Consider the following 13808-nt stretch of genomic DNA (forward strand, 5'->3'; position numbering starts at 1 on the left):
TGACTTTTTAGCAAAGCACGATTGTCACACCTCTGGCAGCCTGCGCTCCCATAACAAGAGCCTGTTCAATATCTGCAGTCTTGCTCGGTCCACTGATAAATATACCGAAATTATATTTCGGATCCATCTCGATGCGGGCATAAGCCTCATGCATATTGTTTACCACAGACTTCTCATCAAGGATAATAACCAGGTATTCTGAAATAAAAAGTTCAGCCTTCTCCTTCATGGTCTGAGGAATCCAGACGCAACCATTTTCAGCTACGCCCAACTGTCCACGGACTACGCAGACATCCGTACCATTCAGTTCGTTGGCCTCAGCCACAGTATCCGGATTGCGCAAAACGACTTCATCCGTTCCCCCATCAGGAGTAAAAGCCTGCAATTTTTCCAACTGAATATCTGGCAGATTGCTGGCAAACACCTTCGCCTGAGGATAAGCCATTCTCACAATCTCGTTGAGCATATCGTCATCCTTGCTGGCTCTCATCACATGAGCACCCACAGACTGGCTCATGGCAACAAACTGCTGCAAAGTATCCTCATACTGAATGCCTTTGATTTCTACAGAAGGCTTATCGAATTGAACATGCGTATTCTTACGCAACTTATTCAGGAAATCTTCTTTTTTCATTTTACTTTCCCCTCCTTCCATAATTGATGAAACGACTTCTTCGCAAACTCAGGCATGGCATGGCCAATACCCCAAGCATTCCAATTACTGAAATGTGTGCAACATTCTGGAATCAGATTGGCAAGTGGCGCAAATTTCAAGGCTGTGGTATAAAGTGAAGGACGGTCGAAGAGATATTCCATACCGCTGGACATCGCCTTCTTGATAGGATTAGCCTTGCCCAATTTGTCAAGGCTCTGACGCCAGACATAAATCTGGGAACCCGGACCCACCTTGGAAGGACAGACATTATCACACGACAGACACAAGGTGCAGGCAGAAACATTATCCGCATATTTCTGAGGATTCTTCAGCATACCCAGATTCACACCCACAGGACCAGGAATGAAATAAGTATAACTGTATCCACCGGAACGACGATAGACAGGACAAGTATTCATGCAGGCACCGCAACGCATACACTTCAAAGTCTGCCAATGGTCTTTATCTGCCAGAATATCACTCCTGCCATTATCCACCAGAACCACATGCATTTCTGCACCCGGACGAGCCTGACGGAAATGAGAAGTAAAAGCCGTAGTAGGCTGACCTGTACCACAACGGCAAAGCAGACGCTGGAATACCGCCAAAGACTTGTAATCAGGAACCAACTTTTCAATACCCATCGCCACAATATGAAGCTTAGGCATGGAAGTCGTCATATCAGCATTACCTTCATTGGTACAAACCACGCAATCACCCGTTTCAGCCACTCCAAAATTACATCCAGTCATTCCTGCTCCAGCCTCCATAAACTGGTCGCGAAGATGATGGCGGGCACAGCGGGTGAGATAAGTTGGGTCATAATTTCCTATTTCCTTAGAGATTCCTTTCTCCTCAAACATCTTGCCCACTTCTTCACGCTTGAGATGGATGGCAGGCATCACGATATGGCTCGGTTTCTGACCTAAGAGTTGGATAATACGCTCACCCAAGTCGGTTTCCACCACATCAATACCATGCTTTTCCAGGTAAGGATTCATCTCACACTCTTCGGTAAGCATAGACTTTGATTTCACCATTTTCTTCACATGATGATCATTCAGGATGCCGAGCACAATCTCATTAAATTCCTGCGCATCCTTTGCCCAATGCACCTTGACACCACGACTCTCCAGATTCTTGGAAAAAACATCAAGATAATCTGCCAGATGGGTAATCGTATGCATCTTAATTTCAGAAGCCAGTTCGCGAAGATCTTCCCATTCCGGAAGTTCATGCGCCATCTTATCTCTCTTTTGTCTTACAGACCAGAAGGTAGCATCATGCCAGGTGGTCTTTTCTACATCTGCCGTAAACTTAGCGGCTCTCTTGGAATGTTCTGTACTCATAGTCCTGCAGCTAAAATTTGTACAACATGAATGAATTGAATAGGCATTTTCTCCTTCTTGGCAATGCCTGCCATGTGCATCAGACAGGAAGAATCCGGACCGGTAACATATTCAGCTCCCGTTGCCATGTGGCGTCTGATCTTGTCCTCACCCATACGGGTAGAAACAGCGGGCTCTTCGATAGAAAACATACCACCGAATCCACAGCATTCATCCTTACGTTCTGGTTCATGAATGGTAATTCCATCCACCATATTCAATAAATCAATAATCTTATTGAACGGCTGGACGTTTCTCTCTGAAGGTGATGACAACCCCAATTCCCTGACGCCATGGCAACTGTTGTGAACACTCACGGCATGAGGGAACTTGCCCGGCACATGATCTACTTTCAGCACATCATGCAGGAATTCCACTATATCCATTATCTTACCGGAAGATACACACGCATGCTTACCCTCCAGAATCTTAGGATAATACACTTTTACATAAGCTGCACACGAGGCAGAAGGAGCTACAATATAATCGTAGTCTCTAAAAAGTTCATCAAAAGCCTCGATGACCTTCTCTGACTTGTTTTGGAAACCAGCATTCGCCATCGGTTGACCGCAACAAGTCTGTTTCTCTGGATAGTCCACATCCACACCGTAGTGTTTGAGCAACTTGTATGTAGCCACACCAGCTTCAGGGTATAAGGCATCTACATAACAAGGGACAAATAAACCGACTCTCATTATTATATCAAATCTTGTTCTATGTTAATTTCTTAAGCTACAATTTTGCATAGCGAGCGCAAAAGTAACAAAATTATCCGAAAAATAAGACATTATAAAAAAATAAAAAGTAATAATTGATATTATTTAACGAAGAACTGGCACAAGAAAAATTTGGTAAATTCAAATAAATGTCGTAACTTTGCAACCCGAAATAGTGTATTTGCCTTTTGTACCCAAATTGCAAAACTAAGCATAAGACATTTCAGATGATACTTATAGAGTTTATTACTTATAGTTAGAATATACTTATAGTTATTAAATATGAAGAAACAGCTTAAGAAAGTCCTCGTTCTGGGTTCCGGTGCTTTGAAGATCGGCCAGGCAGGTGAATTTGACTATTCCGGTTCGCAAGCTCTCAAGGCTTTGCGTGAGGAAGGTATTAGTTCAGTCCTCATCAATCCAAACGTTGCTACAATTCAGACCAGTGAAGGTATTGCTGACAAGGTTTATTTCTTGCCGGTGACACCTTTTTTTGTGACTGAAATCATCAAGAAGGAACGCCCAGACGGCATCATGCTCGCTTGGGGTGGACAGACTGGTTTGAACGTTGGTACAGAACTTTACCTCAGCGGTGTGCTCAAGGAGTACGGTGTAGATGTGTTAGGTACCTCTGTAGAGGCTATCATGAATACTGAAGACCGTGATCTCTTCGTGAAGGAGCTCAACAAGGTTGACCTCAAGGTTCCTGTAAGCCATGCTTGCGAGAACATGGAAGAAGCTGTGACTGCGGCACGCAATATCGGCTACCCTATCATGATCCGTTCTGCCTATGCTTTGGGTGGTCTCGGTTCTGGTGTCTGCAAGACTGAAGAGGAATTCAAGGAAATCGCTGAATCTGCCTTCACTTTTGCGCCTCAGGTTCTCGTTGAGGAGAGCTTGAAGGGATGGAAGGAGATTGAGTTTGAGTGCATCCGTGATGCCAACGACCGTTGCTTCACCGTTGCCTCTATGGAAAACTTCGACCCATTAGGTATTCACACTGGTGAGTCTATCGTGGTGGCTCCTACCTGTTCTCTTACCGACGAGCAGGTGAAGATGTTGCAGGACATCGCCGTGAAGTGCGTTCGCCACCTCAACATCGTGGGTGAGTGCAACATCCAGTATGCTTTCAACGCTGAGACCAACGATTATCGTATCATCGAGATCAACGCTCGTTTGAGCCGTTCTTCTGCCCTTGCTTCTAAGGCTACAGGTTATCCTTTGGCTTTCGTTGCTGCTAAGATTGCGCTCGGTTATACACTCGACCAGATTGGCGAGATGGGTACTCCAAACTCAGCTTATGTGGCTCCATCACTCGACTATATGATCTGTAAGATTCCTCGTTGGGACCTTACCAAGTTTGCCGGCGTAAGCCGCAAGATCGGTTCTTCCATGAAGTCTGTAGGCGAAATCATGTCTATCGGCCGCTCATTCGAGGAAATGCTCCAGAAGGGTCTCCGCATGATTGGTCAGGGAATGCACGGTTTCGTTGGCAACGACCACACCAAGTTCGACAACTTGGATGAGGAGCTTTCCAACCCTACAGACCTCCGTATCTTCGCCATCGCTCAGGCTTTGGAGGAAGGCTACACCATCGAGCGCATCGAGGAGTTAACCAAAATTGATCCTTGGTTCATCGAGCGCATGAAGAATATCGTAGATTACAAGCATAAGCTTTCTGAATATAATACTTTGGAGGAGATTCCTGCAGAGGTATTGCGCGAGGCTAAGGTATTGGGCTTCTCTGACTTCCAGATTGGCCGCTTCGTATTGAAGACCAAGGATACCAACATGGAGAAGGAAGTTCTCGCAGTTCGTGCTCTGCGTAAGAAGCTGAACATTCTTCCTGCCGTAAAGCGCATCCCTACTGTGGCAAGCGAGCATCCTGACCTTACCAACTATCTCTACATGACTTACGCCGTAGAGGGTTACGACGTCAACTACTACAAGAACGAGAAGTCTGTCATCGTTCTCGGTTCGGGTGCTTACCGCATCGGTTCTTCTGTAGAGTTCGACTGGTGTTCAGTAAACGCCATCAATACAGCCCGCAAGTTGGGTTACAAGTCAATCATGATCAACTACAACCCAGAGACCGTATCTACCGACTACGATATGTGCGACCGTCTCTACTTCGATGAGCTTTCATTCGAGCGTGTACTCGATGTCATCGACCTGGAGTCACCACGTGGTGTGATTGTTTCTGTAGGTGGTCAGATTCCAAACAACCTGGCTATGAAGCTCCATCGCCAGTCTGTGCCAATCTTAGGTACATCTCCTGTCAACATCGACCGTGCCGAGAACCGCGGTAAGTTCTCTGCCATGCTCGATAAGCTCGGCATCGACCAGCCTAAGTGGAGCGCCCTCACATCTATGGAGGATGTTCAGAAGTTCATCGACGAGGTAGGCTATCCTGTTCTCGTTCGTCCATCTTACGTCCTTTCCGGTGCAGCCATGAACGTTTGCCACAACGATGACGAGTTGCGTCGCTTCCTGGAGGCAGCTTCTGAGGTTTCCAAGGAGTACCCAGTGGTTATCTCTCAGTTCATGACAGAGACCAATGAAATCGAGTTCGACGGTGTGGCTCAGAACGGTGAGATTGTAGAGTATGGTATTTCAGAGCACGTAGAGTATGCGGGTGTTCACTCCGGTGACGCTACCATGACCTTCCCTGCTCAGCAGATTTCCTTCGCTACAGCCCGTCAGATCAAGAAGATTTCACGTGCCATTGCCAAGGAGCTCAACATCTCGGGTCCTTTCAATATCCAGTACCTGGCTAAGGGTCGTGATGTGAAGGTGATCGAGTGTAATCTCCGTGCATCCCGTTCATTCCCATTCGTGAGCAAGGTATTGAAGCGCAACTTCATCGAGACTGCTACCCGCATCATGCTCGACGCTCCATATCAGAAGCCAGACAAGTCTGCTTTCGATATCGACCGCATGGGTGTGAAGGCTTCACAGTTCTCATTCGCCCGTTTGCAGAACGCAGACCCTGTTCTCGGTGTGGATATGAGCTCTACCGGTGAGGTAGGTTGTATGGGTGATACTTTCGAGGAGGCATTGCTCAACTCATTGATTGCCACCGGCTACAAGATTCCTTCTAAGGATAAGGGCATCATGCTTTCAAGCGGTGGTGCAAAGGAAAAGGCTTCCCTGCTCGATGCTGCCCAGGCGCTGGTGAAGAACGGTTACACCATCTATGCTACAGCCGGTACAGCGAAGTTCCTGAACGAGAACAACGTGAAGGCTACAGCCGTAGGATGGCCTGATGAGGAGCACAAGGATATTCCTAACGTGATGGAGATGATTGCTAATCACAAGTTCGACCTCATCGTCAACATTCCTAAGAATCACACCAAGCGTGAGCTCACCAATGGTTACAGAATCCGTCGTGGCGCTATCGACCACAACATTCCTCTGTTCACCAATGCCCGCTTAGCTTCAGCCTTCATCGAGGCATTCTGCACATTGAGTCAGGATCAGTTGCAGATTAAGAGTTGGCAGGAGTACGAGTAATCTCACGCGGGATTAATTTTTCTCACGCAGATTACGCAGATATTTATAAAATACGCCCTGTAAGGCAAGGCACAAGTTCCAGATTGTGCCCAAGCCTTACGGGGCTTTTTTATTCTCTGCCATGAGAAAAAGAAGCCGAAATGATGGCTTTCTCATTATTTTATTGTACCTTTGCAAACAGAAAAGGAAATAATAAAGAATGATAGTTTGTATTGCAGAGAAACCAAGCGTAGCTAAAGATATTGCCCGGATTATTGGAGCAACAACTGCGCGCGACGGTTATATGGAAGGTAATGGTTACCAAGTAACCTGGACTTTCGGCCACCTTTGTGAGCTGAAAGAACCGGATGATTATACTCCAATGTGGAAACGCTGGAGCCTGTCCGCATTGCCTATGATTCCCCAGCGTTTTGGAATAAAACTGATTAACGACGAAGGAATCCGCAAGCAATTCAATACAATCGAAAGGCTTATGCAAGCCGCTGACAGTATCATCAACTGTGGTGACGCCGGACAGGAAGGTGAACTCATCCAAAGATGGGTGATGCAAAAGGCACAAGCCAAATGCCCGGTCAAGAGATTGTGGATTTCATCCATGACTGATGAAGCCATCAAGCAGGGTTTCCAGGAACTGAAAGACCAGACCGAATATCAGTCGCTCTACCTCGCAGGCCTTTCACGTGCCATTGGAGACTGGATTCTCGGCATGAACGCCACCCGACTTTATACTTTGAAATATGGTCAGAATCGACAGGTGCTCAGCATCGGTCGAGTACAGACCCCTACCCTTGCCCTCATCGTAAACCGACAGAAGGAAATCGACAATTTCGTTTCCGAACCATACTGGGTACTTGCTACCATCTATCGCGATACTCAGTTTACGGCTACCAGCGGCAAGTTTACCAGCAAGGAGGAAGGTGAAAAAGCATTCAGCACCATCGCAGGAAAACCTTTCACCGTTACAGACGTGAGCAAGAAAAAGGGAAATGAAGCTCCACCTCACCTCTACGACCTCACCTCACTTCAAGTGGATTGCAACAAGAAATTTGCTTACTCTGCTGATATTACGCTGAAACTCATCCAGAGTCTATACGAGAAGAAATACACGACTTATCCTCGTGTAGATACACAGTTTCTGACAGATGACATCTATCCGAAATGCCCACAAATACTCAACGGAGTAAGTCAGGCCAAGATCATGAGCCAGCAAAAGTACCTCCCGCTTGTCCAGCAGCTCGCCGCTACCGGCAAAAAGTTGCCAAAAAGCAAGAAGGTATTTGATAATAGTAAGGTGACCGACCACCATGCCATCATCCCAACAGGTGTTCCACCTACAGGACTCACCGATATGGAGGCAAATGTCTATGACCTTATCGCCAAACGTTTTATCAGTGTGTTCTATCCGGATTGTAAATTCTCTACGACCACCGTATTGGGCGAAGTCATCAATGAAGATGGACCTAAACCAGAGAAAATCGAATTCAAGGTAAGCGGCAAGGAAATTCTGGAACCAGGATGGCGAGTTGTCTATGCGAAGGATGCGAAAAATGCCGATGACGATGATGCAACTGATAATGCCAACGGAAACGATGGCGGAAATAACGCCAAGAAGGAAGTGGTAGAAGAAAGAACGCTCCCTTCTTTCGTAAAAGGCGAATCGGGTGAACATACACCAACTCTCACAGAGAAATGGACCACTCCACCTAAGTATTATACAGAAGCAACCTTGCTCCGAGCAATGGAGACCGCAGGAAAATTCGTCGAAGACGAAGAACTGCGTGCGGCATTAAAGGAGAACGGAATTGGACGCCCTTCCTCACGCGCCGGCATTATAGAGACGCTTTTCAAGCGCCACTATATCAAGCGCCAACGAAAAAACTTGATGGCTACTCCTACTGGAATCGAACTCATCGACACCATCCACGAGGAACTGTTGAAAAGTTGTGAGTTGACTGGTATTTGGGAGAAAAAGCTCCGAGACATCGAGCATAAGACCTATGACCCAGCCGACTTTATCAATGGTCTGAAAGAACAAATCACCCAAATCGTCAATGACGTATTGTCTGACAACAGTGCTCGCCATGTGACGATTACAACGGAAGAGGACCTCAAGAAAAAAGAGCCAAGAAAGAAAACCGCTCCAAAGAAATCACCCAAACAGGGTAATACGGCAGAAAAAACAGAGGCAAAATCTCCAAATCTTCCTGCAGATGACAGTATCATCGGAAAAACTTGCCCTATCTGTGGGCAAGGAACCATTATCAAAGGAAAAACGGCATATGGTTGCAGCAACTGGAAAGGCGGTTGTCAGTTCAGATTACCATTCAGTCAGCAATAACAACTGGAGTTTATTTAAAAACATGGAACAGAAGAATAAATCTCATATCGGCTTAGCATTTTTGTCAATATTAGTAAGTAGCTTACTATTGACCGCATGCGGTATTGATAAGAATATCAAAAAGGGAGAAAAGTATCTTGCTTTAGGTGAGTATTATGATGCTGCCGACCAATTTAAGCAGGCATATACAAAAACGCCGACAAAAGAAAGAGAAAAAAGAGGGCAGCGAGCCTTAAAAATGGCGCTCTGCTATGAGAAAATCAATGCTACTCCTAAAGCTGTAGCAGCCTATAGAAATGCTATCAGATATGGACAAGCCAATATCCTGAATCGCTTAAATTATGCTCGGCAACTTCTAAAAAACGGCGATTACAAACTTGCTCAAACAGAATTTAAATCCATATTAGATTCTCTCCCAAATGAAGAAATGAGCAAAAGTGGCTATGATATTTTAGCACGAAACGGACTGAAATCAGCACAAGCTGCACCAGAATGGAAGAAAAAAGGGAGCAGATATACGGTGAAGAAAATGGATATTTTCAATTCCAGAAGAGCAGACTATTCACCAATGCTCTTGGGTGATGAATTTGACCAACTCTATTTTACATCTACCAGAAATGAAGCGCTTGGAGATGAACTGAGTGGTATTACAGGAACAAAAAACGGCGATATTTTCATATCTGAAAAAGATGACAAAGGAAAATGGAGCAAACCAGAAGCCATCAGTACGGGGCTGAATACGGAATATGATGAAGGAGCTTGCTGCTTTACACCTGATGGACGGGAAATGTATCTTACACAATGCACTACCGACCCGTCTTCTCCAAGATATGCACAAATAGTAACCTCCCCACGTTCCGATGCGGCTTGGGGAAAAGCCACAAAACTGGAAATTACCAAAGATACCCTCAGCAGTTTGGCACACCCTGCCATCTCTCCTGATGGAGAATGGTTGTACTTTACTTCAGACATGCCTGGAGGAATGGGAGGATTGGATATCTGGCGAGTAAGAATTACAGCTGCAGGCTTGGGAGGTGTTGAGAATTTGGGGGAACCTATCAATACTCCAGGAAATGAATCTTTCCCTACATTCAGACCCAACGGAGACCTTTACTTTAGTAGCGATGGACATGTTGGAATGGGTGGATTGGACATCTATATTGCCAAAGTGGACCCAAAAACTAAAAAATATAAGGTTTTCCATCCTGGCTACCCTCTCAACTCGGAAGGTGACGACTTTGGAATGACTTTCGAAGGTCCACACAACAGAGGCTATTTCTCTTCCAACAGAAAGGACGGAAGAGGTTTCGACCACATCTATTCTTTTGAAAACCCGGAAATTGTAACAACCATCAAAGGCTGGGTTTACGAAATGGGTGGTTATGAGTTACCGGCTTCCCAAGTAATGGTTGTCGGAAACGATGGAACATATAAGAAACTACCAGTCAAAGGTGATGGCTCATTCAGTATGGTCATCAAACCACAGGTAGATTATCTCCTGATGGCTTCTTGCAAAGGATTCCTCAATCACAAAGAAGAAATTCGAGTAGATTCTGCTAAGGAAAGTAAGGAATATACCTTACAATTCCCATTGGCTTCCATCACGGCACCGGTATTAATAGATAATATCTTCTATGATTTTGATAAGGCTACCCTTACTGCCAACAGTACAAAAGCACTGGATGAATTGGTAAACTTATTGAAAGAAAATCCAAATGTCACCATCGAACTTAGTGCGCATTGTGATTATAAAGGAAGTGCTGAATATAATAAACACCTTTCTCAACAGAGAGCACAATCGGTAGTCAACTATCTGATCCTGCACGGAATTGCCAAAGACAGACTTACACCAGTAGGCTATGGAAAAGAGCAACCTAAGACTATCAGCAAAAAGATGGCTGCTAAATATCCATGGCTCAAGGAAGGCGATAAACTGACAACGGATTTCATTCTGAAACAGAATAAAGGAAATCAGGAAATCTGCAATCAAATGAACCGTCGCACAGAGTTTATCGTACTCAGAACGACTTATGGGTTATTTGATGAAAAAGGCAACTTAAAAAATCCTCCTAAGCCTAAGAAGCAGGAGATTTCCAAAGAAGAGGAAGATTTGTTTATATTTGAATAAGAATGAAGCTAACTGGTTGCAAAGAAACAAAATATTTTTTAAATTTGCAAATGATTTTGAATTAACAAGAAAATAAATGGCAAGATGACAACAGATAGAAGCACAAAATTACCAGAGGATTTCAAAACTTATACCAAAGAACTTATGGGGGAAAACCTCTTCAATCAACTGATGAAAGGAATTGATGAGAATGCAACTGTCAGCATTCGTCTCAATCCATTCAAATGTTCTGAAGAGACGGTTTTAAACGAAGGAACTACCTCTGAAATAATTCCTTGGTGCCCTTCAACAGGCAAATATTTATCGGAACGAAAGAACTTCACTTTCGATCCTCTTTTCCATGCGGGTCTATACTACGTACAGGAAGCCTCATCCATGATTGTTGATTTAGCCATCCGACAATATGTCAAAGAACCTGTCACCATGCTGGATCTCTGTGCTGCACCAGGTGGCAAATCTACATGCGTAAGAGCTGCTCTTCCAGCAGGAAGTCTTCTTTTCAGCAATGAACCCATGAAGACAAGGGCTCAAATTTTATCAGAAAACATTCAAAAGTTTGGGCATCCGGACGTTGTTGTCACCAACAATTATCCAAAAGATTACAAAAAATCAAAATTGAAATTTGATGTGATACTTGCCGATGTCCCTTGTTCGGGTGAAGGCATGTTTAGAAAAGATGAAGAAGCCATCAATGAATGGAGTAAAGCCAATGTAAATAATTGTTGGAAACTTCAACGGGAAATCGTAAGTGACATTTGGAACTGCTTGAAGCCTGGTGGAATACTGATTTATTCTACCTGCACCTTTAATGCCCATGAAGATGAGGAAAACGTAGAATGGATAAAAGAGGAACTTGGAGCAGAAATTCTTCCTCTGAATATCGAAAAAAGTTGGAATATTACCAAGAGTCTTATCAATGATGAAGCCATGTATCATTTCTTCCCTGGTATAAGCCGTGGAGAAGGATTGTTTATTGCCGTATTACGCAAAAATGGCATATATGAAGGCGATAAAAAGAAAAAGAATCTTGGCAAGAAGAACGCTAAAGGAAAGACCAAAGAACCTTTCACATTAAAAAATAACTGGTTAAGAAATAAGGATGAATGGAATTATACATTAACAGAAAATGATGTATATGCTATCAGCAAGAAATGGACAGAGGCTGTAAAAGAAGCAAACCAATCACTAAGAGTACTTCACGAAGGAATCAAAATCGGAAGTATAAAAGGTAAGGATCTGATCCCAGCACAGTCACTTGCCTTATCGACAGAATTGGATAAGACTGATATTCCACAAGTAGAACTCTCATACGAAGATGCAATCAACTATCTTCGTAAAGAAGCGATTACTTTGCCTCCAACAACACCTAAAGGATACATGATAGTAACTTATCAGAATGTCCCATTAGGTTGGATGAAAAATATAGGCAATCGTGCCAATAATCTGTACCCACAGGAATGGAAGATTAAAAGTTCTCACATACCAGAGGGTGATAATCATATTCTGAAATGCAAATCAATATCATAGCATGCCTGGACCAAAACGGTGCGATAGGCTACAAGAACCGACTGCTCTTCCATATCAGAAAGGACATGGAAAGATTTAAGCAACTTACATTGAATCATACCATAGTCATGGGGAGGAAAACATACGAATCTCTCCCCCATGGCGCACTCCCTTTGAGACGGAACATAGTGATAACACAACAGGAAATACAACTGGAAAACTGTGAGGTGTATCACTCATTGACAGATGCGCTTGAAAAATGTACAGACGACATCATATTCATCATAGGAGGTGAAAGTATTTATAAGCAATGTATGCATCTTGCCGATAATCTGTATCTCACGATAGTAGATAAAAAAATGCCAAAAGCAGACACATATTTCCCTTCTATCAATTCAGAAAACTGGGAAATAATAGACAAAGAACAGCATAAAGAAATAGATGATGCAAAAAAAGAAATTTACTCCTTTTCTTTTATTACATTCAGAAAAAATAGGAAATAAAGAAGTTTGATTTTCTTCATTCAACATTTCTCTTTCACCATATTCCAAAGGAACAGTGCATTGCCAATAATATATCTCCTCCACATGCGCTTCGGTTCTTTGAGCAATCTATAGAGCCATTCCAAGCCATGCTCCTGCCACCACATTGGAGCACGCTTCATGGTACCGGCAAAGAAGTCAAACACAGCTCCAATACTCCCCACATGGCAATGAATATTCAACTCCTTCCAATGAGAATAAGTCCACTTCTCCTGCTTAGGAGCCGTCATACCAATCCAGAGGAGATCTGGGTTGGCAGCATGGATGGCATCAATAATCGCCTTGTTATCCTCATCCGAGAACTCCGGCTTATACGGAGGCGAATACGTCACCACCTTCAAGTGAGGATACACCTCAGCAGCACGCTTCACAATCAGGTCAAGCACCTTCTGTGAACTACCCATAAACATCACAATCTTGGATTCTTCACTCTTCGTTCTTAACTCTTCACTTTCTCTTTCAAGTTTTTCCATCTCGAAAGCAAACAAATCCCATCCCGCGATACGTTCCTTCGGCAGGCTCTTTGCCTTAATCCACTTACACGCCATCACAATGCTCACTCCATCCGGAAGCAGCACATCCCCATTCGTCAGCGCCTCAGCAAAGAGCGAGTCCTTCCGAGCCGTATTATAGGAATGAGCATTAATCGTATTAATGAGCAATTTGCCCTCTGGCAGCGAGGCGAGTTCCGCTTTACTACCGAAAATCTCCAAAGATTTTAAACAAAACATTATAGTAATCTTTTAATTATCAAAATATAAGTGAAGCTAAAGGAGCCTCTATCATAAGAATTTTACAGCGCCTTTCCAACCTTCGATAGGGAAACGGGAAGATTCGAAAAATTACGAAACCTCCCATATTACTTTTACAATTTCATAAAGCAATCGACTTCGCTCCATTAATGCATTCTGGTCAAAGACATATCTACATCTATATTGCTAGTAGTTACACTTATTTGTTATATTTTACATTGTTTTTTACTTACCCTAAATTCCGCAGCATTTTAGTTTAACTTATTTTAT

At 43.8% G+C, this 13808-nt stretch carries 9 protein-coding genes; 5 read left to right on the top strand and 4 right to left on the bottom strand.

Translation table 11 applies throughout. The features are described from left to right. Positions 1–7: 7 nt before the first annotated feature. Genes DW917_RS08455 through DW917_RS08465 form a run of 3 tightly spaced genes read right to left on the bottom strand, consistent with a single transcriptional unit; the run spans position 8 to position 2738 of the window. Positions 8–634 (bottom strand): LUD domain-containing protein, encoded by a 627-nt coding sequence (locus tag DW917_RS08455; protein ID WP_022110733.1) that lies wholly within the window; start codon positions 632–634, stop codon positions 8–10. Then, positions 631–2004, bottom strand: coding sequence for a lactate utilization protein B (locus DW917_RS08460; protein WP_118117777.1), 1374 nt, complete (start codon positions 2002–2004; stop codon positions 631–633). Before DW917_RS08460 ends, DW917_RS08455 begins: the two co-directional genes overlap by 4 nt. Continuing rightward, on the bottom strand, positions 2001–2738 hold the full coding sequence (locus DW917_RS08465) for a (Fe-S)-binding protein (RefSeq protein WP_118117780.1): 738 nt from the start codon (positions 2736–2738) through the stop codon (positions 2001–2003). Before DW917_RS08465 ends, DW917_RS08460 begins: the two co-directional genes overlap by 4 nt. 303 nt (positions 2739–3041) lie before the next feature. Here DW917_RS08465 and carB point away from each other — a divergent pair, with 303 nt between their 5' ends. From carB to DW917_RS08490, 5 genes are all read left to right on the top strand, one after another. Then, positions 3042–6272 (top strand): carbamoyl-phosphate synthase (glutamine-hydrolyzing) large subunit, encoded by a 3231-nt coding sequence (gene carB / locus DW917_RS08470; protein WP_118117782.1) that lies wholly within the window; start codon positions 3042–3044, stop codon positions 6270–6272. 199 nt (positions 6273–6471) lie between these two features. Continuing rightward, a complete protein-coding gene (locus tag DW917_RS08475) occupies positions 6472–8610 on the top strand; it encodes a DNA topoisomerase 3 (RefSeq protein ID WP_118117784.1) in 2139 nt (712 codons plus the stop codon). A 22-nt stretch (positions 8611–8632) separates the two neighbouring features. Continuing rightward, on the top strand, positions 8633–10738 hold the full coding sequence (locus DW917_RS08480) for an OmpA family protein (RefSeq protein ID WP_118117786.1): 2106 nt from the start codon (positions 8633–8635) through the stop codon (positions 10736–10738). Positions 10739–10822: 84 nt separating this feature from the next. Then, positions 10823–12265, top strand: a complete 1443-nt coding sequence (locus tag DW917_RS08485; RefSeq protein ID WP_118117789.1) for a hypothetical protein — start codon at positions 10823–10825, stop codon at positions 12263–12265. After that, entirely contained in the window at positions 12247–12747 is a 501-nt protein-coding gene (locus tag DW917_RS08490) for a dihydrofolate reductase (RefSeq protein ID WP_118117791.1), read from the top strand. The genes DW917_RS08485 and DW917_RS08490 overlap by 19 nt, the downstream gene beginning before the upstream one ends. A 20-nt stretch (positions 12748–12767) precedes the next feature. Here the strand turns inward: DW917_RS08490 and DW917_RS08495 are convergent, their stop codons facing one another. Continuing rightward, positions 12768–13517: a WecB/TagA/CpsF family glycosyltransferase gene (locus DW917_RS08495; protein WP_118117793.1), complete on the bottom strand. Its 750-nt coding sequence runs from the start codon at positions 13515–13517 to the stop codon at positions 12768–12770. Positions 13518–13808: the final 291 nt, after the last annotated feature.

Source organism: Prevotella sp. AM42-24 (genome assembly GCF_003461825.1).
Classification (GTDB): domain Bacteria; phylum Bacteroidota; class Bacteroidia; order Bacteroidales; family Bacteroidaceae; genus Prevotella; species Prevotella hominis.

What these genes read in the sequence shown, in the direction of transcription:
- DW917_RS08455 (WP_022110733.1), bottom strand. Translation starts at nt 634, where the DNA reads ATGAAAAAAGAAGATTTCCTGAATAAGTTGCGTAAGAATACGCATGTT.
- DW917_RS08460 (WP_118117777.1), bottom strand. Translation starts at nt 2,004, where the DNA reads ATGAGTACAGAACATTCCAAGAGAGCCGCTAAGTTTACGGCAGATGTA.
- DW917_RS08465 (WP_118117780.1), bottom strand. Translation starts at nt 2,738, where the DNA reads ATGAGAGTCGGTTTATTTGTCCCTTGTTATGTAGATGCCTTATACCCT.
- carB (WP_118117782.1), top strand. Translation starts at nt 3,042, where the DNA reads ATGAAGAAACAGCTTAAGAAAGTCCTCGTTCTGGGTTCCGGTGCTTTG.
- DW917_RS08475 (WP_118117784.1), top strand. Translation starts at nt 6,472, where the DNA reads ATGATAGTTTGTATTGCAGAGAAACCAAGCGTAGCTAAAGATATTGCC.
- DW917_RS08480 (WP_118117786.1), top strand. Translation starts at nt 8,633, where the DNA reads ATGGAACAGAAGAATAAATCTCATATCGGCTTAGCATTTTTGTCAATA.
- DW917_RS08485 (WP_118117789.1), top strand. Translation starts at nt 10,823, where the DNA reads ATGACAACAGATAGAAGCACAAAATTACCAGAGGATTTCAAAACTTAT.
- DW917_RS08490 (WP_118117791.1), top strand. Translation starts at nt 12,247, where the DNA reads ATGCAAATCAATATCATAGCATGCCTGGACCAAAACGGTGCGATAGGC.
- DW917_RS08495 (WP_118117793.1), bottom strand. Translation starts at nt 13,517, where the DNA reads ATGTTTTGTTTAAAATCTTTGGAGATTTTCGGTAGTAAAGCGGAACTC.